This is a genomic window from Amycolatopsis oliviviridis, from assembly GCF_014654365.1.
GTDB classification, from domain to species: domain Bacteria; phylum Actinomycetota; class Actinomycetes; order Mycobacteriales; family Pseudonocardiaceae; genus Amycolatopsis; species Amycolatopsis oliviviridis.
In genome coordinates, this window is record NZ_BNAY01000012.1 from 140,311 (window position 1) to 164,432 (window position 24,122).

21 protein-coding genes are annotated in these 24,122 nt (G+C 69.7%); 11 read left to right on the plus strand and 10 right to left on the minus strand.

All coding sequences use genetic code 11. From position 1 onward, the window contains the following. Positions 1-123: 123 nt before the first annotated feature. Both IE302_RS38165 and IE302_RS38170 read right to left on the minus strand, forming a co-directional pair. Positions 124-957 carry an aldo/keto reductase gene (locus tag IE302_RS38165; RefSeq protein WP_191259329.1) on the minus strand — a complete coding sequence of 278 codons (834 nt, stop codon included), beginning with the start codon at positions 955-957 and terminating at the stop codon, positions 124-126. A 29-nt stretch (positions 958-986) separates the two neighbouring features. Continuing rightward, on the minus strand, positions 987-2,168 hold the full coding sequence (locus IE302_RS38170; protein ID WP_191259330.1) for an MFS transporter: 1,182 nt from the start codon (positions 2,166-2,168) through the stop codon (positions 987-989). Between the two features lie 143 nt (positions 2,169-2,311). Here IE302_RS38170 and IE302_RS38175 point away from each other — a divergent pair, with 143 nt between their 5' ends. From IE302_RS38175 to IE302_RS38190, 4 genes are all read left to right on the plus strand, one after another. Continuing rightward, positions 2,312-2,764 carry a MarR family winged helix-turn-helix transcriptional regulator gene (locus IE302_RS38175; RefSeq protein ID WP_191259331.1) on the plus strand — a complete coding sequence of 151 codons (453 nt, stop codon included), beginning with the start codon at positions 2,312-2,314 and terminating at the stop codon, positions 2,762-2,764. 91 nt (positions 2,765-2,855) lie between these two features. Next, on the plus strand, positions 2,856-4,313 hold the full coding sequence (locus IE302_RS38180) for an amidohydrolase (RefSeq protein WP_191259332.1): 1,458 nt from the start codon (positions 2,856-2,858) through the stop codon (positions 4,311-4,313). A 44-nt stretch (positions 4,314-4,357) separates the two neighbouring features. Further along, the gene (locus IE302_RS38185; RefSeq protein ID WP_191259333.1) at positions 4,358-4,762 is read left to right on the plus strand and encodes a hypothetical protein; all 405 of its coding nucleotides are present in this window, start codon (positions 4,358-4,360) and stop codon (positions 4,760-4,762) included. Between the two features lie 59 nt (positions 4,763-4,821). Continuing rightward, a complete protein-coding gene (locus IE302_RS38190) occupies positions 4,822-5,286 on the plus strand; it encodes a DUF2127 domain-containing protein (RefSeq protein WP_191259334.1) in 465 nt (154 codons plus the stop codon). A gap of 9 nt (positions 5,287-5,295) precedes the next feature. Here IE302_RS38190 and IE302_RS38195 read toward each other — a convergent pair whose 3' ends face one another. The 6 genes from IE302_RS38195 to IE302_RS38220 form a co-directional block, all read right to left on the minus strand. Beyond that, on the minus strand, positions 5,296-5,994 hold the full coding sequence (locus IE302_RS38195) for a PP2C family protein-serine/threonine phosphatase (protein WP_191259335.1): 699 nt from the start codon (positions 5,992-5,994) through the stop codon (positions 5,296-5,298). A 222-nt stretch (positions 5,995-6,216) separates the two neighbouring features. Beyond that, positions 6,217-7,038 carry a hypothetical protein gene (locus IE302_RS38200; RefSeq protein WP_229908225.1) on the minus strand — a complete coding sequence of 274 codons (822 nt, stop codon included), beginning with the start codon at positions 7,036-7,038 and terminating at the stop codon, positions 6,217-6,219. A 44-nt stretch (positions 7,039-7,082) separates the two neighbouring features. Next, positions 7,083-8,939, minus strand: a complete 1,857-nt coding sequence (locus IE302_RS38205; RefSeq protein WP_191259337.1) for a glycosyltransferase family 39 protein — start codon at positions 8,937-8,939, stop codon at positions 7,083-7,085. A 4-nt stretch (positions 8,940-8,943) separates the two neighbouring features. Continuing rightward, entirely contained in the window at positions 8,944-10,197 is a 1,254-nt protein-coding gene (locus tag IE302_RS38210; protein WP_191259338.1) for a bifunctional glycosyltransferase family 2/GtrA family protein, read from the minus strand. A gap of 73 nt (positions 10,198-10,270) precedes the next feature. After that, positions 10,271-12,154: an ArnT family glycosyltransferase gene (locus tag IE302_RS38215; protein ID WP_191259339.1), complete on the minus strand. Its 1,884-nt coding sequence runs from the start codon at positions 12,152-12,154 to the stop codon at positions 10,271-10,273. A gap of 4 nt (positions 12,155-12,158) precedes the next feature. Further along, positions 12,159-13,691: a sensor histidine kinase gene (locus IE302_RS38220; RefSeq protein WP_229908226.1), complete on the minus strand. Its 1,533-nt coding sequence runs from the start codon at positions 13,689-13,691 to the stop codon at positions 12,159-12,161. 168 nt (positions 13,692-13,859) lie between these two features. On the opposite strand from IE302_RS38220, the gene IE302_RS38225 reads away from it, so the two are divergent. After that, positions 13,860-14,414 (plus strand): hypothetical protein, encoded by a 555-nt coding sequence (locus tag IE302_RS38225; RefSeq protein ID WP_191259340.1) that lies wholly within the window; start codon positions 13,860-13,862, stop codon positions 14,412-14,414. Positions 14,415-14,830: 416 nt separating this feature from the next. Here IE302_RS38225 and IE302_RS38230 read toward each other — a convergent pair whose 3' ends face one another. Then, positions 14,831-16,843, minus strand: coding sequence for a fatty acid desaturase (locus IE302_RS38230; RefSeq protein WP_191259432.1), 2,013 nt, complete (start codon positions 16,841-16,843; stop codon positions 14,831-14,833). A 453-nt stretch (positions 16,844-17,296) separates the two neighbouring features. Between IE302_RS38230 and tig the strand changes: the two genes are divergently transcribed. From tig to IE302_RS38260, 6 genes are all read left to right on the plus strand, one after another. Continuing rightward, entirely contained in the window at positions 17,297-18,667 is a 1,371-nt protein-coding gene (tig, locus tag IE302_RS38235) for a trigger factor (protein WP_191259341.1), read from the plus strand. A 185-nt stretch (positions 18,668-18,852) separates the two neighbouring features. Then, on the plus strand, positions 18,853-19,455 hold the full coding sequence (locus IE302_RS38240) for a ClpP family protease (protein WP_007034748.1): 603 nt from the start codon (positions 18,853-18,855) through the stop codon (positions 19,453-19,455). A 27-nt stretch (positions 19,456-19,482) separates the two neighbouring features. Beyond that, entirely contained in the window at positions 19,483-20,154 is a 672-nt protein-coding gene (locus IE302_RS38245; protein ID WP_184901308.1) for an ATP-dependent Clp protease proteolytic subunit, read from the plus strand. A 231-nt stretch (positions 20,155-20,385) separates the two neighbouring features. Beyond that, positions 20,386-21,681 (plus strand): ATP-dependent Clp protease ATP-binding subunit ClpX, encoded by a 1,296-nt coding sequence (gene clpX, locus IE302_RS38250; RefSeq protein ID WP_016332355.1) that lies wholly within the window; start codon positions 20,386-20,388, stop codon positions 21,679-21,681. 100 nt (positions 21,682-21,781) lie between these two features. Then, the gene (locus IE302_RS38255; RefSeq protein ID WP_191259342.1) at positions 21,782-22,165 is read left to right on the plus strand and encodes a hypothetical protein; all 384 of its coding nucleotides are present in this window, start codon (positions 21,782-21,784) and stop codon (positions 22,163-22,165) included. 77 nt (positions 22,166-22,242) lie between these two features. Further along, on the plus strand, positions 22,243-23,163 hold the full coding sequence (locus IE302_RS38260) for an anti-sigma factor RsbA family regulatory protein (protein ID WP_268246797.1): 921 nt from the start codon (positions 22,243-22,245) through the stop codon (positions 23,161-23,163). A gap of 6 nt (positions 23,164-23,169) precedes the next feature. On the opposite strand, the gene IE302_RS38265 is transcribed toward IE302_RS38260, so the two are convergent. Beyond that, on the minus strand, positions 23,170-24,111 hold the full coding sequence (locus tag IE302_RS38265; RefSeq protein ID WP_191259343.1) for an alpha/beta hydrolase-fold protein: 942 nt from the start codon (positions 24,109-24,111) through the stop codon (positions 23,170-23,172). Between the last annotated feature and the right edge of the window lie 11 nt (positions 24,112-24,122).

A 24,122-nucleotide genomic window follows, 5' to 3' on the forward strand; every position in this document is an offset into this window, starting at 1 on the left:
GCGAGAACGAAGAGCTACACCCACCACCTGGGAACACGCGATCAGTCACCTGCTTGCGGTCACCGGGAGCGCGATACGCGCGCCCGACGGCGCAAGTAGGCGACTGATCGCGGGGGAGAGGACTTATGCGACGTTGAAGGTGTCCGGATCCGGCCCGGTCCGCTCGCCCCGGTCCAGCACGGACAGCGAAGCGACGTCCTCGTCCGACAGCGTGAACCCGAAGACGTCGAGATTCTCCTTGATCCGCGACGGCGTCACGGACTTCGGGATCACGATGTTGCCCAGCTGCAGATGCCACCGCAGGACGATCTGCGCCGGGGTCCGGCCGTGCTTCGAAGCCAGCGCGGTCACGGCGGCTTCACCGAGCAGATCGCCGCCCTTGGCCAGCGGGCTCCACGCTTCGGTCGCGATGCCGTGCTTCGCGTCGAACTCGCGTACCTCGGCCTGCTGCAGGTACGGGTGCACCTCGACCTGGTTGACCGCCGGGGTCACCGAACCGGCGTCGAGCAGCCGTTCGAGGTGGGCGGGCTGGAAGTTCGAGACGCCGATCGCGCGGACCCGGCCGTCGGCGTAGAGCTTCTCGAAGGCCTTCCACGTGTCGCGGTAGAGGTCGCGCTCCGGGGTGGGCCAGTGGATCAGGTAGAGGTCCAGCCGCTCCAGGCCCAGCTTCGCCAGGCTGGCGTCGAACGCCTTCAGTGTGGCGTCGTAGCCTTGCTCGCTGTTCCACAGCTTGGTGGTGATGAACAGCTCGTCGCGGGCGATCCCGGACTCGGCGAGGGCCCGGCCGACGCCCGCTTCGTTGCCGTAGACGGCGGCGGTGTCGATGCTGCGGTAGCCCGCGTCCAGCGCGGCCTTGACCGCGGCGGTGGTCTCCTCGTCCGGTACCTGGAAGACGCCGAACCCGAGCTGCGGCATCTCCACCCCGTTGTCGAGCTTGACGGTGGGAATGTCGGTCACTTGCTTGTCCTTTCGTGGGGTCGTAAGGGTCAGGCGGCGGGGGCCAGTTCGGCGCGACGAGCCTTTCGCCGCCCGCGGTCGAGCATGCCTGAGATGACCGCGACCAGCAGCCCGGCGAGCGCGAGCGCGGCGCCGATCCAGTTGGACGCGGTGTAGCCGAGACCCGCGCCGATGGCCTGGCCGCCGAGCCACGCGCCCCCGGCGTTGCCGAGGTTGAACGCGGCGATGTTGGCGGCCGAAGCCAGTGCGGGCGCGCCTTCGGCCTTGTTCATGACGCGGGCCTGCAACGGCGCGACGGTCGCGAAACCGGCGGCGCCGAAGACGGCGATGGTGATCGCGGCGGGGATCTGGGCGTGCGCGGTGAAGACGAACACGACCAGCACGGCCGCGAGGGCGGCGAGGATGACGTACAGGCTGGGCATCAGCGACCGGTCGGCCGCCTTGCCGCCGATCAGGTTGCCGGCGAACAGGCCGGCGCCGAACAGCACCAGCAGCCAGGTCACCGCGCCGGGGGAGAAGCCCGCGACCTCGGTCATCATCGGGGCGATGTAGGTGAAGGACGCGAACACCCCGGCGAACCCGAGCGTGGTCATCGCCAGCGCGAGCCACACCTGCGGACGCCGGAACACGGCCAGTTCGCTGCGCAGTCCCGCGCCCGGCGTCGTCGCCTGGGCGGGGACCAGCGCGAGGATCCCGATCAGGCCGACCACTCCGAGGGCGCTGACCGCCCAGAACGTCGAACGCCAGCCGAGTGCCTGGCCGAGCGCGGTCCCGGCGGGGACGCCGAGGACGTTGGCGACGGTCAGCCCGGTGAACATCATCGCGATCGCGCTGGCCTGTTTGGCCGGTGCGACCAGCGAGGCGGCGACGACCGCGCCGACGCCGAAGAACGCGCCGTGCGAGAGCGCGGCGACCACGCGGCCGGTCATCAGCAGGCCGTAGGTGCCGGCCAGCGCGGAAACGACGTTGCCGGCGATGAACAGGACCATCAGGCCGACCAGGACCGTCTTGCGCGGCACCCGCGACGCGAGCGCGGTCAGCAGCGGGGCGCCGACCACGACGCCGAGCGCGTATCCGGAGATCAGCAGCCCGGCGGAGGGGATCGAGACGCCGAAGTCGCCCGCGACCTCGGGCAACAGGCCCATGATCACGAACTCGGTGGTGCCGATACCGAAGGCGCTGATCGCCAATGCGAGCAGAGCGGCAGGCATGGAGGCCTCACTTCTTCCCGTAGAGTGGTGTTGGCTGGCGTGGGCAACTACGAGCGTCCGAAATAGTTGCACGCGCCGTATATTGCACACGCTTGATGATGCACGACGCAACAAAGCTCGGGCAACCGGGGAAGAGGTGAACCGTGTCACTGGCCGACGACGCCGTGGAAGCACGCGCGCAGGGCTGGCGGACCCTCGCCGCACTGCACGCGCGGATCGAGGACGCGCTGGAACGCGCGCTGGCGCAGAAGCACGAACTGTCCGTCACCGAGTACACCGTGCTGGACGTGCTCGCCCGCCAGGACGGCTTCCACCTGCGGATGAACCAGCTGTCGAACGCCGTCGTGCTCAGCCAGTCGGCGACGACGCGGCTGGTGACGCGGCTGGAAGGCCGGGGACTGCTGCAGCGGTACCTGTGCCCGGACGACCGGCGCGGCATCTACACGGAGGTCACGCCGTCGGGACAGGAACTGCTCGCGGCCGCGCGGCCGACGCACGACGCCGTCCTCACCGAGGCGCTGGCCACCGCCGAGGAACTCCCCGAACTCGCGCCCCTGGTCGCCGCTCTCGGAAAGCTCACCTTCGCCCGATCCTGACCCCTCGCGTTTCGTCCTCTGAATGCGGTCCTTGCGCGCGCAAGGACCGCATTCAGAGGACGAAACGCAGACCGGCTGGCAAGGTGAAGGCGTGGACGATCTCTTGGTGCGCCGGGTCCGGGTCGGCTTGGCGGGTTCCCTGTCGGACGTACTGATCAGAGAAGGCCGGATCGCGGCCATCGCGGGGCCCGGGCAAGCGGGTGAGGCGTCGGAAAGCCTGGACGGGCACGGCGGGACGCTGCTGCCCGGCCTCGTCGACGCGCATGTGCACACCGCGCAGTGGTCCGCCGCGCGCCGCCGGATCCCGCTGGGGGAGGCGACCTCCGCCGCGCACACGGTCGAGCTCGTGCTCGCCCACCTCCTCGCGCATCCCGTGCCGCCCGGCGATCTCGTGCTCGGCGCCGGGTTCCGTGACGGCCTCTGGCCCGACGTCCCGCACAAGGACCTGCTGCAGAAGGCGCTGCCCGGCCATCCTGTCGCCCTGTTCAGCGCCGACCTCCACACGCTGTGGCTCAGCCCTGCCGCGCTCAAGCTCATCGGCCGCGAGCATCCGACCGGCGTGCTGCTGGAGAACGACTGCATGAGCGCGACGGCCGAACTCCCCGTCGCGCCCGACGACGTCATCGACGGCTGGGTCGCCGACGCGCTCGCCGCGGCGGCCGCCCGCGGCGTCACCAGGATCGTCGACTACGAGTACACCGACACCGTCACCGACTGGCGGCGACGGCTGGCCCGGAAACCCTTGCCGGTCCGGGTTTCCTGCGTGATCGCGAAGTACCTGCTCGACACCGCCGTCGAACGCGGACATCGCACCGGCGACGTCCTCGAAGACACCGGCGGGCTGCTCACGGTCGGCCCGTTCAAGCTGTTCGTCGACGGTTCGCTCAACACCCGCACCGCGTACTGCGTGGGGCATTACGCCGGAACCGACTCCCACGGACTGCTCGAACTCCCGCCCGAGGAGCTGGAACCGTTGATGCGCAAGGCTTCCGAGAACGGGCTCTCGCCCGCGGTGCACGCGATCGGCGACCACGCCAACAAGATCGCGCTCGACGCCTTCGGAGGCGTCGGCTGCGCGGGCCGCATCGAGCACGCGCAGCTGCTGCGCGCCGAGGACGTCGCGCGGTTCGCCGAACTGGGGGTCGTGGCGAGTGTGCAGCCCGCCCACCAGCCGGACGACCGCGACGTCGCCGACCGGCATTGGCACGGCTGGACAAACCGGGCTTTCCCTTACGGCGCCTTGCATCGCGCCGGGGTGACCCTGGAGTTCGGTTCGGACGCGCCGGTCGCGCCGCTGGACCCGTGGGACGCGATCGCGTCGGCGATCAGCCGCACCGACGACCACCGTCCGCCGTGGCATCCCGAGCAGGCCATGCCGCTGGAGGCCGCGCTCTCCGCGTCGTCCGGCGGCCGCACCGGGGTGGCCGTCGGGGACGTCGCGGATCTGGTCGTCACCGCGGTGGATCCGTCGCGGCTGTCCCCCGGAGAACTGCGCGACATCCCCGTCACCGCCACCGTGATGAACGGCCGGGTCACCTACACGGCGTAAGACGCGGCTTCCCTTCCGGGGCGGCAACGCCTTAATGGGAAGGCATGGATCACCGCCTGCTCGACCGGCTCAGGGATCTCCACGGATCCCTGAGCACCGACATCACGTTCGTCACCCGGATGGTCGAGGACGACGTGCCGCGCGCCGATGTCCTCCGTGATCTCGGGGAACGGCTCACCGATCTGGGCGCGGCCCTGCTCCGCCGCTCGGAAGACGTCGACGCCGCAGTGCTCGCGAAGCTGCCCGCCGACGGCTGGCTGCCCGAAGCGGGCGAGCACCATCAGGCACTGGTCGTGGCGCACAACGTCGGCGCGCGGCCGTTGCGGTGCGGGCGCGTCTACCTCGCCGTCTGCGGCGCGCCCTGCTTTCCCTTCTACGGCAGGGACCCGTCCGGCCGGACCGCGCGGCACGAGCGGTGCCGGACCTGCGGGGACCGCCTGTTCCGGTGACGGCGGCTGCGGGCGGTGGCCCGGTGCGGCAGGGTGAGGTGATCGCGGAGGGAGCGCCCATGAACACCGAGAAGCTGTTCCGGATCGCCATCACCCTGAAGGGACTCGATGGCGCGTTGCAGCTGGTGGGCGGGCTCGTCCTGATGATCGTGCCGGCGTCGGCCGTCACCGGGTTCGCGCACGCCGTGGTCACTCGCGACCTGCTCGGCGACCCGGAGGGGACGCTGGCCCGGCACCTCGAACTCGCCGCCGGTCACTTCGTCGAGGGCCGGACGTTCGCCGTCGTCTACCTCGTCGCGCACGGGCTCATCAAGCTCGGCCTGGTCTGGGCGCTGGCGCGGAAGGTGATGCGCGCCTACCCCGTGGCCGCCGTGGTGCTCTCGGCGTTCGTGGTCTACGAGATCTTCCGCGCGATCCACACGCACTCGCTCGCGCTGCCGTTCTTCGCCGCCCTCGACGTCGTGATCGTCGTGCTGGTGCTGCGCGAGTACCGGCAGCTGAAACGGGATCGCGTCGCGGCCTGACCGCCCGGTTCAGGCCGCGACGCGAAACTTTTCCGTGATGAGATCCGCACTGGGCGGATCCACCACGATCGCGGTGGCGTTGTCGGAGCCACCGAGCGAGATCGCCGTCCGTACCAGCTCGGAGGCCGCCCTGTCCGGTATCCCGAGGATGCCGAGCATGGCGGGCCCGCTGAGCGTCTTGTGCACGCCGTCACTGGTGAGCAGGAGCCCTCCGGTCGTGACGGTCGCCGTACCGATCTCGTGAGCACCGGCCGTGCGGACGCTGGTGGTGACGACGTGTTCCATCCGCGGTGTCACGGGTTGGTCGTGGTCGCGGAAGTACTGCGCGAGCGTATGGTCCTTCGTCACCTGCCGCACGGTGTAACCGTCCCAAGCGTACGCCCGGGCGTCCCCGACCCACGCGATGCCATACCCCTCGTCGGTCTGGACCGCCACGACGAGGACGCAGTCACCGGTCCCGCCGGAGGCGAGCACGGCGCGCTGAGCAGCCAAAACGGCCGCGACAGCGCCTTGCCCGACCGGGTTCCGGGCCGCCGCCGAAGCCGCCGTCCGCGCCGCGTGTGCCGCGTTCGGGTGATCTCCGACTCCATCGGCCAGCGCGAACACGATTCCCGCCCCGCCCGCGGCCGCGTACGCCCCGACGGCGTCCGCGTTGTGCTCGCGCGGCCCCCGCGCGCTCGCCGTGTGCCAGTGTGGAAGTTCCCTCATGGTCTTCTCCTCACCCCTGGGTGATGCCCTGCTTCCAGAGTGCGCCCGTTTCCTGTGCTGGGGCTGAGGGCGAGGTGAAAGACTGCTGTCGGTCAGGGGGCACTCAGCCGTGCTTGAAGACGTGACTCGCGTGCTTGAAGGCGGAACTCGGTGTGCGGCCTCTGATCACGCGAGTTCCGCCTTCAAGCACGCGAGATCCGGGTCTGATCACGCGAGTTCCGGCTACCGCAGGCGCGTGATCAGCGTCCGCAGCCAGCTCTCCGCCATCGCGGGTTCGTTCCGCAGATGCCGCACCAGCAGATCCCGCGCCGCCCTCGAACGCCCGGCCTCGACGATCGCGACCGCCTCGGCCAAACCGCGCAGCCGCTTCTCCGAATGTTCCGGCGCCCGGCCGTTCTCGTCCGACCAGCGCGGCCGCGGGAAGGAGGCGGTGAGCTTCGCCTGCACGTCACCGAAGTAATGCCAGACCGGCCATTCGAGCGAGATGTTCCGGACGCCGTTCGCGGGCAGCTCGGCGGGCCAGTCGAAGTGCTGCTGCCAGCGGAACGCCGACGGGCTCGTGTCCTCGCGGATGGTGATCCCCAGGAACCGGAGCCTGCCGCGGATGATGCTCCAGGCCTCGCGTTCGTCGTCGATCCAGTCACGCAGCAGCCGGTACAGCTCCGTGAACGTCCGTCCTGTGTAGACGAGGTCGACGAAGACCTTCGGCCGCCCGCGCGCCAGGTCGTGCGGGCTCAGCCCCGCGGCGGTGAGATTGGCGCGCAGCCGGGCGACGTCGGCGGCCGTCAGGCCCTCGCGGATTCCCGCGAACGACAGCGGCAGCTGGTGGATCCGGTCCCGCCACGGCGTTCCGCTCAGCAGATCGTGCACGCTGTCCGCCGAGCGCCCGACGAAGTACAGATCCGCGTCACCGGCGCGGGCGATCACCTTCGCGGCGCATTCGATCAGCTCGTCCAGGAACCACAGCGACGGTTTTCCGGCGCGCTCGACCAGCGTCCCGAGCTGGTCGGGGCGCACGAGGTCCCAGCGGTACGGCCGATTCACGCCGTCCAGGATTCCCGTGCGCCCCAACACTTGTCGAAGCATTTTCAGGAGAGCAGGCGGTACACCGTCTGGTCGCCGACGGTGGTGGCGGTGAAGTTCGCCGCGACCCATTCGGAGATCTCGTTCGAGCCGCGGCCGGGGCCACCGCCCCGGCCGCCTTCGACGTAGTACGTGATCTCGCCGTTCGCCACGTACTGCTGGAACTCCGCCAGCGTCGGCGCCGGATCCGAACCGCTCCAGCCGCCGATGCCGATCACCGACTTCCCGCTCGCGAGTTCCAGGCTCGCCGCCGACTGCGAACTCGACGTCGCCGCCGCCCACTTCGTCGTGGTCGCGGCGAGCGCGGCCCCGATTTCCGTCGACGCGCCCTCTTCCATCCCCGGACCGCCCATGCCACCCATGCCCCGTTCGCCGCCGGTGACCGGACCGGAGATCGGGATCGAGCCGGAATGCGCCTGCGAAGCGGTCTCGACGGCGTACGCGGCGGTGCCGAGGCCGACGGTCAGCACGGCGACCGTCGCGACGACGGCGACCAGTTTGCGCATCGGCGGGACACCCACCAGCACGACGGTCGCGATCACCAGCCCGAGCCCGGCGACGATCCAGCGCAGCGCGGGCAGCCAGTCGGCGTTCCGGTCGAGCAGGATGTACGCCCAGACCGCGCTGGCCGCGATCATCAGCGACAGGAACACCCGCGGCGCGAGATGCGCCCGCCCGCGCCACAGCGAGGTTCCGGAGATCGCCACCACGGCGGCGATCGACGGCGCCAGCGCGACGGCGTAGTACGGGTGCACGATGCCGCTCATGTAGCTGAACACCAGCGCGGTGACGAGCATCCAGCCGCCCCAGACGATCAGCGCGGCCCTGGTCCGGTCGGTCCCGGCGGCCCGCCTGGTGAACCACAGCCCCGCGACCAGCCCGATCAGCGCGGCGGGCAGCAGCCACGACACCTCGCCGCCGAAGCTGGCGCCGAACATCCGGGTCAGGCCGCTCTCGCCGCCGAAGCCGACGTTCGCGCCACCCATGCCCCCGCCCGAACCGCCGGCCATCACGCCGCGGCCCATGCCGAAGATCCGGCCGAGACCGTTGTAGCCCAGCGCCAGTTCGAGCAGGCTGTCGTCGGTCGAACCGCCGATGTACGGACGCGAGGCCGTCGGCCACAGATCGACCAGCGCGATGAACCACCCGGCCGAAACGACCACCGACACCACGGCCCCGGCCAGGTGCAGCAAGCGTTTGCCCAGTGAGGCCGGCGCGGCGATCAGGTACGCGAGCCCGACCGCGGGCAGCACCAGGAACGCCTGCATCATCTTGGTCAGGAAGCCGAAGCCGATGGCGGCACCGGCGAACGCCAGCCAGCGCGGGCTCGCCTTCTCGATCGCGCGGATCGTGCAGTACGCGCCCGCGATCAGCAGCAGCGTCAGCAGCGCGTCGGGGTTGTTGAACTTGAACATCAGCGCGGCGACCGGGGTGAGGGCGAGCGCCGCCCCGGCGAACAGACCGGCGACCGGCCCGGAGGTCCGCTTCACCGTCAGGTACAGCAGACCGACCGAAGCGACCCCCATCAAGGCCTGCGGGGCAAGGACCGTGAAGCTGGAGAACCCGAAGAGCCGGGCGAACGCCGTCGTGACCCAGAGCGCGGCCGGGGGCTTGTCGACGGTCAGTACGTTTCCTGCGTCGAGTGAGCCGAACAGCCACGCCTTCCAGTCCTGCGTGCCGGACTGCACCGCCGCCGCGTAGAACGAGTTGCCGTAGCCGGAGGCGGTCAAGTTCCAGAAGTACAGCAGCGCGGTGGCGGCGAGCAGGCCGAAGACCGCGGGACGGACCCAACGGTCCGGCGGCTTCGCGACATCTTCCTCGACGGGGCCGGATTCCACCCGGGAAGCGAGTGCGGTGGTCATGAGGTCAGCTCTCCATCTCGGTGGCGGGCCGGCGGCGGAAGACCCAGCCGCGCAGCAACAGGAAGCGCAGGACGGTGGCCGCGAGGTTCGCGAGCACGAGCGCGGTGATCTCGAGTGGCAGTCCCGGCGCGGTCATCGTGTGCAGCAGCGCCAGGGCGCCGCTGGTGAGCGCGAGCCCGAGGCCGAACACGATGAGTCCTTGGAACTGGTGCAGCCCGGCGCCCTCCCGGCCGCGGATGCCGAAGGTCAGGCGCCGGTTGAGCGCGGTGTTGCCGATGGCGGTCACCAGCAGCGCGACCAGGTTCGCCACCTGGGCGCCGGTGAACGTCCGCAGCAGCAGGAACAGCACGAGATAGGCGATGGTGCTGGCGACGCCGACGGCGGCGAACCGCACGAGCTGCCGCACCAGGCTCGGCGCCACTCCCGGTGCCTGGACCTGGATCGGCGCGCGGCCGAGCTGCTCGCGCAGGCCGCTGATCGGGATCCGGCCGGTCAGCGTCGCCTTGGTCAGCCGCGCGATGCCTCTGAGGTCGGCGGTCGCGGTGGCGACGAGGTTGACCGACGAGTCCGGGTCGTCGATCCAGTCCACCGGGACCTCGTGGATCCGCAGCCCGGCTTTCTGTGCCAGCACCAGCAATTCGGTGTCGAAGAACCAGCCGGTGTCGTGGATGTGGGGGAGCAGCCGCTCGGCGACGTCGGCGCGGATCGCCTTGAACCCGCACTGCGCGTCGGTGAACCTCGCCGCCAGCGTGCCGCGCAGGATCAGGTTGTAGCACCGGGAAATGAACTCCCGCTTCGGTCCGCGCACCACCCGCGCGCCGCGGGCGAGCCTGCTGCCGATGGCGAGGTCGGAGTGCCCGGACAGCAGTGGCGCGACGAGCGGCCCGAGCGCGGCCAGATCGGTCGAGAGGTCGACGTCCATGTACGCCAGCACCGGAGCGTCCGAAGTGGACCAGACGGCGCGCAGCGCGCGGCCGCGGCCTTTCTCGTCGAGGTGGTGGACTTCGACGTCGTCGAACTCGCGGCTCAACCGTTCCGCGACGCACAGCGTCCCGTCGGTGCTGGCGTTGTCCGCGACGGTGATCCGGAACGGGTACGGGAACTGCTCCACGAGGTGCGCGTGCAGCCGTCGGATGCACGGTTCGAGGTCGGTTTCCTCGTTGTAGACCGGGATGACGACGTCGAGGACGGGGGAGCCGGTCGGGGCGATGGCGGGGCGGCGGCCGGTTTCGGCGCCGGAGAGGATCGCGGCTGTCATGTCCTCAATTTCGGCCACCGCGCTGAGGTCGGCTTGTGTCCGAGCTGTGCTGTCGCTGTGTCCTGTCACGGGTTCACCGGCTCAGGTCGAAGACGGTGACACCGTCCACAGTGGTCGGTGTGTAGGTCTGGCCGACCCAGTCGGCGATCCGCTCGGCGGCGTCGCTGCCGGTCTCCCCGCGCATCATCATGCCTTCGCCGAGGAAGTAGTGGATCTGTCCATTTCGGACGTATTCCTGGAACTGTTCCAGGGTGGGAGCGGGATCTGTTCCGTTGAAACCGCCGACGGCCATCACCGGGTTCCCGCTGCCGAGCTGGTAGCCCGCCGCGTTGTTGGAGCCGACGGTCGCCGCCGCCCAGGTGTACTTCTCGCTGTCCTTCTGAAGCAATGCGACCAGGTCTTCGCCGGGCAGGCTCGTCCCGAGCAGGCCTCCGCCGCGACCGCCTTGTCCGCCGAGCACGATCCCGCCACCACCGGGACCCATACCGCGTCCGGTGTCCGGGCCCGCCGAGGGCAAAGCACCTGAGTGCGGGGTGGCCGCGGTCGCGACCGTGTACGCGCTGGTGCCCGCGAGCACGGTCACCAGGGCGCCGACAGCGACCAGACGCCTTGCCGCGTCAGGTAATCGCGAGGCGAAGAAGACCAGGGAAGCGCACAGCAGTCCGGCGACGAGGATCGCGATCGCGAGTCCGGGAAGCCAGTCGGATTGCCGCGACAGCAAGAGATACGCCGTCAGCGCGGTCAACGCGATCCCGGTGCTCAACGTGCCCGCGGCGGCCGGATTCCCCCGGGCGCGCCACAACTGCGGGCCCGCGATGCCGACGAGCCCGGCGATCGCGGGACCGAGCGCGATCATGTAGTAGGCGTGGATGATGCCGCCCATGTAGCTGAACACCACGGCGGTCACCAGGAACCAGCCGCCCCACACGATCAAGGCCGCGCGGCCGCGGTCGGTGCGCGGGGCGCGGCGGGTGAACCACAGCCCGGCGCCGAGCGCGATCACGGCGGCGGGGAGCAGCCAGGCGATCCCGCCCGCCATCTCGCTGCCGAACAACCGGTCCCAGCCGGTGCCGCCCCAGCCGCCGTTCCCGCCCCCGCCGACACTGCCGACCTCGTTGCCGGTGATGCGGCCGAAACCGTTGTAGCCGAAGACGAGTTCCCACAGGCTGTTCTCCTGCGAACCGCCGATGTACGGCCGGTCGGCGGCGGGCCACAACGCGACCACGGCGAGATACCAGCCGGCGGAGACGAGGGTCGCGCCCAAAGCCGCGGACAGATGCAGCAGACGTTTGCCCAGCGAGGCCGGTGCGGCGATCAGGTAGGCGAGCGCGAACGCGGGCAGCACCAGGAACGCCTGCAGCATCTTGGCGAGGAACCCGAATCCGACGGCGACCCCGGCCAGCGCCAGCCAGCGCGGACTCGCGTTCTCCAGCGCGCGGACGACGCAGTAGGCGCCCGCGACCAGGAGCAGGACGAGCAGCGCGTCGGGATTGTTGAACCGGAACATCAGCGCGGCGGCCGGGGTGAGCGCGAGGACGGCGCCCGCCAGCAGACCCGCGGCCGGGCCGGAAGTGCGGCGCACCGCCGCGTACAGCAGCGCCACCGAGCCGACGCCCATCAGCGCCTGCGGGACCAGGACGCTCCAGGCGTTGACGCCGAACAGGCGCGCGGAAAGGCTCATCACCCACAGCGCCGCCGGTGTCTTGTCGACCGTGATCGCGTTCGCGGCGTCGCTGGAGCCGAAGAACAACGCCTTCCAGCTCAGCGATCCGGCTTGCGCGGCCGCCGAGTAGAAGGCGTTGGCCCAGCCGGATTCCCCGAGGTTCCACAGATAGAGGACGGCGGTCGCGACCAGGAGCGCGGCCAGGGAAGGCCGGGCCCAGCGCGGGCCGGCGGGCCTGCCTCGGGCGGGGGGAGCGGCTTGATCGGCTTCGTCGCGGGAGGCGAGGAGGGTCATGGCCTCAGGGTCGGATGCCGACCTGGGGTGGGGTTGTGCCGAACCTGTGCACCCGCTGTGAGGATCCGATCACCGGCAGCTGGACGGCGAACTCGGTGTGCCCGGGACGGCTGTGCACCTCGATCGAGCCGTGATGGGCCACGACGATGGCCGACGTGATGGCCATCCCGAGCCCGGTGCTGCCCGCCGCCCGTGAGCGGGAGGAGTCGCCACGGGCGAAGCGTTCGAACACGTTCGGCAGGAGTTCGGGCGCGATCCCGGGTCCGTCGTCGGTGACGGTCAGCACCGCCGCCCCGGTGTGGGAACGGCTCAGCGCGGTGACGACCGTGGTGCCCGGCGGGGTGTGCGTCCGCGCGTTGGACAGCAGGTTCGCCAGCGCCTGGTGCAGACGCTGGACGTCGCCGCTGACGAGGACGGGTTCGTTGGGGAGACGGAGTTCCCAGTGGTGGTCCGGACCGGCGACGTGCGCGTCGCCGACGGCGTCCGCGGCCAGCCGGGCGAGATCGACCTGGCCCGCTTCGAGCGGCCGTCCGGCGTCGAGCCTCGCCAGCAGGAGGAGGTCCTCCACCAGCGTGGTCATCCGGGCCGCCTCGGACTGGATCCGCGACATCGAATGCGCGACCTCGGGCGGGACCAGCGCGCTGCCGCGGCCGGCGAGTTCGGCGTACCCGCGGATCGCCGCGAGCGGGGTGCGGAGTTCGTGGCTCGCGTCCGCGACGAACCGGCGGACGCGGGTCTCACTGGCGTGCCGGGCTTCCAGCGCCTGCGCGATATGCCCGAGCATGAGGTTCAGCGCCGAACCGACCTGGCCGACCTCGGTGCGCGGATCGGTGTCGATCTCGGGCACCCGCACGGAAAGCGCGACCTGGCCGCGGTCGAGCCGCATCGCCGACACCCGGCCCGCCGTCGCCGCGACCCGGTCGAGCGGCCGCAGCGTGCGCCGGACCGCGAACGCGCCGAGGAACCCGGCGCCGGTGACGCCCGCCGCCGCGACCCCGAACAGGATCCACCCGACCGTGGCCAGGGTGTCCTGCATCGCGCCGAGCGGGAGGCCGGTGACGACCACGCCGCCGGGGATCGAGACGGCCTGAACGCGGTAGTCGCCGAGACCGCCGAGCGTCATCGTCATCGGCGGCCGGTCCGCCGGGATCGAGAACAGCCCGGCCTCCTGCTCGGCCGACAGGCCTTGGGGAAGTCCTTGCACGGTAAGGACTCCCGCGTAGAGCACCCGGTCGCCGGAGTAGCGCACGCTGAGCGTCCCGGAGGCCTGCCCCGGCGCGTTGAGCGGATTGGGCCCGCGACCGTCCTCCGGCGGCCGGTTCGCGAAGTCGTTGGCGCGGGCCGACGCGGCCGAGAGCTGGTCGTCGATCTGGCCGGTGAGGAACGACCGCAGCGCGATCTCGCTGGCGACACCGATCACCAGGCAGACGAAGGTGAGCAACAGCACCATCGAACCGGTCAGTTTGGCGCGCAGGGAAAGCCGCCCGGGCCGGGACCACCGGCGCGGGCCGGTGGTCGGGACCGAACCGGTTGCCATGGACACGAGCGTGCGCCGAGGTCGTATGTACGCGTTGTGTCCCGCCTGTGAGCCCGCTGTGCGCGTGGGTTCGCGCGTGTCACAGAAAGGTCTGACGGCGGGCACAGGCCGGGCACAGCCGCGATGCGGACGGTGGAGTCAACGACGAGACCACAGGAGTCGAAGACCATGAACGAAACCACTCCGTCCACTCCCGCCCCTTCGTCCACTTCGGACTGGGGTGCGCCCGCTCCCTCGCCTTCGCCGTCTACGCGCGGTGGCAAGCGCAAGGCCGTCGTCGCGGGCGCGGCCGCCGCGGTCCTCGCCGTTGGCGGTGGCGCCGCGATCTGGGCCGCCGGCTCGTCGGCCGATACCGCGTCCGCTGCTCCTGGCGGCGCGCCGGGTGGCGGAGCGGGCATGGGCGGCCCCGGCGGTTCCCGTGCCCTGCACGGCGAGTACGTCGTCTCGGACGGCAACGGCGGCTACACCACGCAGCTCACGCAGACCGGGAAGGTGACCGAACTGAGCGCGACGTCGCTGACCGCGGTGAGCGACGACGGCTACAGCAAGGTCTACACGATCGACTCGTCGGTGGTGAACGGCGTCGCGACCGGGGACACGGTCACCGTCGTCGCCACGACATCCGGCACGACCGCGACCGCGCAGTCGGTGCGGGAGTCGACGGGGGAGGACCAGGGGCCGCCGCAGGACGGTGGTTCCGGAGGGACGCCGCCGGGCCAGTGACCGGTGCGCCGCGCGCTATGAACGGTCCTTTCCTTGCAAAATTTGCAAGGAAAGGACCGTTCATAGCGTTCTCTTGACCCACGCGGCCTCGTGAGTGGCGATTCGGGCTAGAGCCAAGTGTGTCTCAGGTACCCGCTGGGTCTGGCCTTGGTCGGGTCGGCAGGTCCGGTCCGTGAAGGCCTCCTTGAGGGACCCAGGGTCCCTCAAGGAGGCCTTCACGGAATCGCGACCGCCGCCTTCGCCCCGCGTGCACCAGCGGTCACAGGAGGCGCGCGTGAAGGACCCCTTCCCTCGGCTCAGCCGAGGAAACTCGACCTTCACACCTTCCCAAGTACATGAAGGCCCCCTTCCTTGCGCCAGGCGCAAGGAAGGGGGCCTTCATGTACAGCACAGGTGACCAAACGCGAAGAGCGACTTCAGCGGTCGTAGTCCACTGTCAGCTCGGCCGAAGCGGCCACCGCCCGGCAGGTCAGGATCCGCCCCGCCGCGACCTCCTCGTCCCCGAGCGCGTAGTGCACGTCCATCAGCGCGCTGCCCCGCACCACGGTCGCCCGGCACGTCCCGCAAGCCCCGCCGACACACGCGTACGGCGCGTCGACGCCGTGCCGCAGCGCGGCGCTGAGGACGGTTTCGCCTTCCGTCGCGGGGATCTCGGCGGTCTTCCCGCCCGCGGTCACGGTCAGCGCCGGGCCCGGTCGCCGCGAGGGCCGGACGGGCAGCGCGCCCTGGAACAGTTCGAAGTGGACGTTCTCCTCGGGGACGTCCCGGTCCGCCAAGGTCCGGCGCGCCATGTCGACGAGGTCGCGCGGGCCGCACAGGAACCAGTCGTCCACCTTCGCCGGGTGCAGCCGCGCCTGCAGCAGCGCCCGGAGCCTGGTGCTGTCGAGACGGCCGCGCTGGTAGCGCTCGTGCGAGATGGCCAGCGCCTCGCCGACGATGTCGAACGGCTTCTCCAGCCGCTGCGTGCGCAGGTCCGGGTCGCGTTCGTCGGTGCGGTAGTGCACGACGTGCAGCCGTCCGCCCAGCTGTGTGGCGAGCATGCTGAGTTCGGCGGCGAACATCGTGCTGGCGCCGGAGGTGTTGATGTACAGCAAGGTCGCCTTGCTGGTGGGCTCGTTCCGCAACGTCGAGGTCAGGATCGACAGGATCGGCGTGATCCCACTCCCGGCGGCGAGCGCCACATAACGCCCGGAGCGGCCCTGCGCCGGGGTCAGCGTGAACACTCCGTCAGGGGGCAGCACTTCCAGTATGTCGCCCGCCTCGAGCTCCCGGGTGGCGAACGTCGAGAACACGCCGCCGAGCTGGTGCTTGATCGCGATCCGCAGCTCTCCGGATTCCGGTGTGGAGCAGATCGAGTAGGCGCGCCGCACCTCTTCACCGTCCACCTCGGCGCGGATGACGAGATGCTGGCCGGGCGTGAACCGAAAGGTCTCCCGCAGCCGTTCCGGCACGTCGAACTTCACCGTGACGGCGCCTTCGCACAGCGGCCGGATTTCGGAGACCCGCAGCGAGTGGAACCGGCCCGGCGGCCGGGGCTGCGGAGCGGGCGGCTCTTCGTCGAACGACCCGGTGAGCTGACGCCATTCGCGGTACTCCGACGACGTCAGTTCGCGGCCCCACGCGGTCGCGATCGGGACGTCCCTGGCGAGGTAGGCGTCGCGGTTGTCCCGCCACGCGCGCAGGTACCGGTAGAACGGGATCGCCGGGTGGAGATGGTGCACCAGGTGGTAGTTCTGGCACAGCATGATCGGTGTCATCAGCCATTCGAGCCCGACGCGGACCCGGGTGGCGCCGAACCGGTTCTGCCGCTGCTCGCCGAGGTCGTGATGCGGGAGCCAGTCGAACCACCAGGCCAGCACGGCCAGCCCGACGCGCTGCGGGATCAGGTACGCCACCAGCAGTTCCCAGCCGTGGCCGGACACGGCCAGCCAGGCGAACGCGGCGAAGCTCAGCGCGACGACCGCCGCGGTCTCGATCCGCTCCGCACGCGGACGCGTGCGCTGCCGTGCCACGTAGAAGCGGGCGTACCAGAAGTCGATGGTCAGCCAGCGCAGCGGCAACTGCCACCAGGGACCGTGCGCGGTCCACGCGTCGGGATCGGTGTGGGCGTCCTCGTTGGTGTTGCGGTGGTGCTCCAGATGGATGTAGCGCACCAGGGGAAAGGAGCCGTAGCCTGCCACGAACGGCATCGCCAGCCTGCCGAGCAGTTCGTTGACCCAGGTGAGCTGCCCGGCCGCGTGATGCGTCGACTCGTGCAGCACGGTGAACATCGTGAAGGTGACGAGCGCGTGCAGGGGAATGGTCACCCAGAGCGGCGCGGCGTCGTTGACCACCAGCCAGGTGGCGCCGGTCCAGACCATGAGGCCGCCGGTGAACAGCAACACCGTCGGCACCGAGACCACCGGCAGCGGGATCCGCGGGTTGGGCACTCCGCGTCTCAGTCTTCTCTCGGGTGTCTCCCCCGTGCCCTCGGACCGGGTTACGGCGACGGTCATCGATCGTTCCCCTCGGTCGATGCATACCGGGACAAGCTGTCACACCGTAGACAACTAGTACTGGTTTGTAAACTTCATCTGGCTGCTGAAACGCCTCGTCACGGCGCCCGATGGTGCGGTGCGGCGCGCATCCGTGTCCAGGAAAGGGCCGCTTCGTAACAGAGAAGAACCGAAAACTGGTCCGATCGGGTGGTCCGGGTCCGGTTACTCGGACAGCTCTCGAAAGCTGTGATGGGCCGGGGCGGGCGACCTGATGGCCCCGGGCCCGGACCCACGAGGCGCACGGCCTAGACTCGGACGGCCCGGTCTGCAGGCTGGCCAGGGCGCATCCGCTGCCGACCGCACGCGGATGCTCAATCACATCGTTTACCGCTCGAGGAGAATACGTTGAAGAGCACCGTCGAGCAGCTCAGCCCGACGCGAGTCAAGATCAATGTCGAGGTGCCGTTCGACGAGCTCAAGCCGAACTTCGACCGCGCCTACCGCAAGATCGCCCAGCAGGTGCGCATCCCCGGCTTCCGTCCGGGCAAGGCGCCGGCTCGCGTGCTGGAAAGCCGGATCGGGCGAGCCCCGGTGCTCGACGAGGTCGTCAACGAGGTCATTCCGGCCAAGTACATGGAAGCCGTGCGCGCGGGCGAGGTCCGCACGCTGGGCCAGCCCGAGTTCGAGGTGACCAAGCTGGAGGACCGTGAGGTCCTCGAGTTCACCGCCGAAGTCGACATCCGCCCGGAGATCTCGCTGCCCGACCTCGAAGGCTTCGCGGTCAGCGTCGACGACGTCGAACTGACCGACGCCGAGGTCGACGAGCAGCTCGACGAGCTGCGCGCCCGCTTCGGCACCCTGACCGGTGTCGAGCGCGCCGCCGAGAACGGCGACTTCGTCTCGATCGACCTCGCGGCCACCGTCGACGGCCAGGAGGTCGAGGAGGCCTCGACCACCGGCCTGTCCTACGAGATCGGCTCCGGCCAGCTCGTCGACGGTATCGACGAGGCGATCATCGGCGCGAACGCGGGCGAGACCAAGACCTTCACCACGAAGCTGGTCGCCGGCGAGCACACCGGCAAGGACGCCGACGTCACCGTCACCGTGCAGACCATCAAGCAGCGCGAGCTGCCCGAGGCGGACGACGAGTTCGCCCAGATGGCGAGCGAGTTCGACACGATCGACGAGCTGAAGGGCGACCTTCGCGAGCGCCTCGGCCGCGTCAAGAAGATGCAGCAGGGCGTCCAGGCCCGCGACAAGGTCCTCGAGGAGCTCCTCGAGCGCACCGAGGTCGCGATCCCGGAGAAGGTCCTCGAAGCCGAGATCGAGAACCGCAAGCACGACGCGATCCACCCGTTCGACCACGACGAGGCGCAGTTCGCCAAGGCGCTCGAAGCCGAAGGCCGCACCCTCGAAGAGTTCGACACCGAGGTGCGCGAGGAGTCGGAGAAGGCGGTCCGCACGCAGCTGCTGCTGGACAGCATCGCCGACGCCGAGCAGACCTCGGTCAACGACGGCGAGCTCACCGAGCGGATCATCTACCAGGCGCAGCGCTTCGGCGTCAGCCCGGACGAGTACGTCCAGCGGGCGCAGCAGTCCGGTCAGCTGACCGCGATCTACGCCGACGTCCGTCGTGGCAAGGCCCTGGCCTCGGTGGTCCGCAAGACCACCGTGACCGACGCCTCCGGCACCGCGGTCGACCTCGAAGAGCTCTTCGGCCCCGCAGCCGAGGAGACGCAGGTCACCGAGGAGACCGCGAAGACTGCGGCCGAGTAGGGAATACGCGGTCCTTCTCGAAACGGACCGTAAAGCTGTAAGCGAACTTGGGCGGTGTCAGGCATTCTGCACCGCCCAAGTTCGTTAGGGTCGGTTGCAAGATCCTCAGCACCTGGACACAGCATCTGGACATACAGCGGCGGCCGAGGCACGGCTGGCCGCCGTCGGCGAAAAGGCAGGCAGACGTGACGCAGCACATGCCCGAGGCGCGGACCGGAACCGCGGGGCTCAACCTCACCGACTCGGTCTTCGAGCGGTTGCTCCAGGAGCGCATCGTCGTCCTCGGCTCCGAGGTCAACGACGAGGTCGCGAACCGGATCACCGCCCAGTTGTTGCTGCTCGACGCAGACGACTCCGAGTCGGACATCCGCTTCTACATCAACTCGCCCGGTGGTTCGGTCACCGCGGGTTTCGCGATCTACGACACCATGCAGCTGATCCGCCCGGACGTCGCGACCTACGCGATGGGCCTGGCCGCGTCGATGGGGCAGTTCCTGCTCTCGTCCGGCACGCCCGGCAAGCGGTACGCGCTGCAGCACGCGCGCATCCTCATGCACCAGCCCTCGGCGGGCGTCGGCGGCACGGCCTCCGACATCGCCATCCAGGCCGAGGTGTTCGGCAAGTGGAAGCAGGAACTGGCCCGGATCACCGCCGAGCAGACCGGTCAGACGGTCGAGCAGATCGTCAAGGACGGTGACCGCGACCGCTGGTTCACCGCGCAGGAGGCGAAGGACTACGGCTTCGTGGACCAGGTCCTCACGCGCGAGAACCCGCTTCCCAACAGCTGATCCGCGCCAGCACACAGGAGAATTTCAATGAACGACTTCCAGCTTCCGATCGGGTCGCAGGCGCCGGGGATGCAGTCGCGGCTCCAGCTGCCGCAGTCGCGGTACGTCCTGCCCTCGTACGTCGAGCGCACGAGCTACGGCATCAAGGAATCGAACCCGTACAACAAGCTGTACGAAGAGCGTCAGATCATGCTCGGCGTGCAGATCGACGACGCGTCGGCCAACGACGTGATGGTCCAGCTGCTGCACCTCGAGCACGAGGACCCGGACCGCGACATCATGATCCTGATCAACTCGCCCGGTGGCTCGTTCACCGCGCTGATGGCGATCTACGACACGATGCAGTACGTCCGCCCCGACATCGTCACCATGTGCATCGGCCAGGCCGCCTCGGCCGCCGCGGTGCTCCTGGCGGCCGGTACCCCCGGCAAGCGGTTCACGCTGCCGAACTCGCGCGTGCTGATCCACCAGCCCGCCACCGAGGGCACCTACGGCCAGGTGTCGGACCTGGAGATCCAGGCCAACGAGATCCAGCGGGTGCGGCGCCAGATGGAGGTCATCCTGGCGAAGCACACGAACAAGGACGCCGACGAGGTCAAGAAGGACATCGAGCGCGACAAGATCCTGACGGCCGACGAGGCCAAGGCGTACGGGATCGTCGACGAGGTCCTCGAGTACCGCAAGGCTTCGAGCAGCTGATCGCGGGAGGGGACCGGTGCGTGTCGGGAGACGACACGCACCGGATCCCTGGTCTAAGGTCAGCTTCTGGCGTGCTCAGATGTGACGTTGGTTCTCCCGCCGACGGCATCGGACGGGTACCGTCAGTGGCAGTGTGTGAGGCTCCGAGAGGTCATCCGTGACCGGGGTACGACAGTCAGCACGACAGTGCAGGCGCGAAGGAAAGCGCCGGAGGGGACGAGGTCAACGGCCATGGCACGGATCGGTGACGGCGGCGACCTGCTGAAATGTTCTTTCTGCGGCAAGAGCCAGAAGCAGGTGAAGAAGCTCATTGCCGGCCCCGGGGTCTACATCTGCGATGAGTGCATCGATCTCTGCAACGAGATCATCGAAGAGGAACTGGCCGAGGCCGGTGAGGTCAAGCTCGACGAGCTGCCCAAACCCGCCGAGATCCACGAGTTCCTCGAGCAGTACATCATCGGCCAGGACGACGCGAAGCGTTCGCTGGCCGTGGCGGTGTACAACCACTACAAGCGTGTGCAGTCCGACGACAAGGCCGGGCCGAAGGATTCCAAGGACGAGACCGTCGAACTGGCGAAGTCCAACATCCTGATGCTCGGGCCGACGGGCTGCGGCAAGACCTACCTGGCCCAGACGCTGGCGAAGATGCTGAACGTCCCGTTCGCGATCGCGGACGCGACGGCGCTCACCGAAGCCGGATATGTCGGCGAGGACGTCGAGAACATCCTGCTCAAGCTGATCCAGGCGGCGGATTACGACGTCAAGCGGGCCGAGACGGGCATCATCTACATCGACGAGGTCGACAAGATCGCCCGGAAGTCGGAGAACCCGTCGATCACCCGCGACGTGTCCGGCGAGGGCGTGCAGCAGGCGCTGCTGAAGATCCTCGAAGGCACCACCGCTTCGGTGCCGCCGCAGGGCGGCCGCAAGCACCCGCACCAGGAGTTCATCCAGATCGACACGACGAACGTGCTGTTCATCGTGGCCGGCGCGTTCGCCGGACTGGAGAAGATCATCAACGAGCGGGTCGGCAAGCGCGGCCTCGGTTTCGGCGCGGAGATCCGCACGAAGGCCGAGATCGACGAGAGCGACATCTTCTCCGACACCATGCCGGAGGACCTGATCAAGTTCGGGCTCATCCCGGAGTTCATCGGCCGCCTCCCGGTCGTGGCGACGGTGACCCACCTGGACAAGGACTCGCTGGTCAGCATCCTGACCACGCCGCGCAACGCGCTGGTGAAGCAGTACAAGAAGCTCTTCGAGATGGACAACGTCGAGCTGGAGTTCACCAAGACCGCGCTCGAGGCCATCGCCGACCAGGCCGTGCTCCGCGGCACCGGCGCCCGGGGCCTGCGCGCGATCATGGAAGAGGTCCTGCAGCCGGTCATGTACGACATCCCCAGCCGCGACGACGTCGCGAAGGTCGTCATCACCGAGCAGACGGTCCGCGAGAACGTGAACCCGACGATCGTGGCGCGTCAGCCGTCACGCCGTCGCAGCAGCGAGCGCGGCGAGAAGTCCGCCTGAGCGGCGATCTTCGTCACCGATGCCCCGGCCGGATCCTTCCGGCCGGGGCATCGGTTTCTCCGGCCCGGTCCGGCCGGTCACCGGACCGAGATAGGATGCGATGGTGCCGCTGACTCCCACGAAGGACGAGAACGAGGCTTCCGAGCTGGCAGCCGCGAGTCCACGCGAGGTCAGGGGACTCGTCGAACTCACCGAACGCATCGTCGTCGGGGCCTATCGCGGGCACCCGTGGATCCCGCGCGCGCTGACGATCGCGCTGGGCGTCCTGGTGGCGACCTGCCTGATCGCCGGCGTCGTCCGGTTGTCGCCGCTGCCGCTGATCCCGCTGCCGTTGTTCGCCGGCTCGGCGTACGCGCTCGTCCGGATCAAGGCGGCGCGCGACGCGGAGGCGAACCACGCGCTCGTCGTCTGGACCGGGCTGTTCACCGGTGCGACGCTCGCCGGATTCTGGCTGATCTCGATGGCGGGACGCTGGCTCGGCTGAACAGCCTTACCCCAGGTTTTCGGGTTTCCCGCCGTTAGTGGGGTTTCAGGATCGCCTCAACGGGGTAAGACGAGTCCGTGACGGTCACCACGGGCCCTTTCTCCCATGTGGGACTGCTCTACTCCGGTGACGCCGAGTATCTGAGCGGTACTGTTCCGTACATTCTCGAAGGGTTGAAGCTCGACGAACCCGTCGCGGTGGCCGTCCCCGGCCGGAATCTGACGCTGATCGAGGCGGCTTTGGGCGATTCCGCGGCCGACGTCGAACTCATCGACATGACCGAAGCCGGCCGCAATCCGGGCCGCATCCTCCCCGGCGTGCTCCTCGCGTTCGCGGACAACCGGCCGGGTCCGGTCCGGATCGTCGGCGAACCGATCTGGGCGGGACGTTCGGCCCTGGAGTACCCGGCGTGCGCGCAGCACGAGGCGCTGATCAATTTCGCGTTCGGCGACCGCGACCTCAGCATGCTGTGCCCGTACGACCGGACCCGGCTCGAAGACGACGTCCTCGCCGACGTCGAACGGACCCATCCGACCCTCTCCGGCGCGGACGGAGATCGGCCGAGCGAGGGCTACGCCCCCGACACGATCGTCGAGAAGTACAACCTGCCGCTGCCTGAACCGCGGGAGGCCGAGACGTTCCGGTTCGACATCGCCAGGCTGTCCGCAGTGCGCCACTTCGCGCAGGAGAGAGCCGAGGAGTGCGGGCTCGCCGCGGACCGGGTGGAGGACCTCGTCCTGGCGGTGGCGGAACTGTCCGCCAACAGCGTGCTGCACGGTTCGGGACACGGGATCGTCCGCGTCTGGCGCGACGAGGAGCACGTGCTCTGCGAGGTCGTCGACGAAGGCACGCTGAGCGATCCGCTGGCGGGCCGCAGACCCGCTTCGCCGGGGCAGATCGGCGGACGTGGGCTGGTGCTGGTGAACCAGGTCGCCGATCTCGTCCGGCAGTACCTCAGACCGGGATCGACCGTGACGAGGATCTACTTCCGCGTCTGACCCGGCCTAGGCGTTCTTCGGCACGTGCTTGCCGAGGAACGCGACCAGGCTCGGGACGACGGTGCGGTTGAAGGCGTCGCCGTGCTTGCCACGCGCGGTGTGCGCGACCGTCGGCCGTGCTTCGGAGATGAACTTCCGCACCCCGCCGATGAAGGGATCCTCGGTGCCGCACCAGATCCCGGTCGGCACGCTCTTGGTGACGTCGATGTGGCGCAACGGGTCCAGCGAACCCCAGTCGGCGGCGTCGCGGAACGCGCGCCGCTTGCTCATCTCGGTCCACGATGTGATCAGGGCCGGCGCGAGCGCCGCGACCGCGGCGGGCGGACGTCGGCGTTCCAGACGGCGCCGGGTGTAGAGCAGCGCGCCGAAGCCGCCCATCGAAAGCCCGGTGGCGGCGAACGGCAGACCGTCCCGGCCGCCGAGGCCGCGGGCGGCGAGCCAGCGGGGGACCTCTTCCAGCAGCATCGCCATCGGGTTGTCGCCGGGCTGGTTCTCGTGCCAGTAGTGGTCGCCGCCGTCGACCGCGACGAACCCGAACGGGGGGACCGCCTTGCGGGCGACGTCGCTGCCGAGTTGCTTGAGCAGCCCCGTCGGGGCGGCGTGCCGCGCGGTGCCGTGGAGGCCGTGCAGCATCAGCGACATCGGCAGGCCCTTGGGCGGTGCCTTGGTCGGCAGCATGAGCACGAGGTCGACCTCGCGGCCGCGGGCTTCGGAGTACACGCGTTCGACGCGGGGGCTGCCGAGCTGGGTGGCGGGGGTCGGCGACGCGACGCCGAGTGCCCGCTGAAGCGCTTCACTGAACGGCAGGGCCCCGGTGGCCGTTCCGGCGGCGAGCCCCGCGACACCGAGACCCGACGCCCCGGCGATCAGCACGGAACGACGGCTCAGCCAGCGGCGGGCGCCATGCACCCCCGGCAGCGTCGCGTGCCCCTGGTCGTCCTCGTTCACCCGTCCCCGTT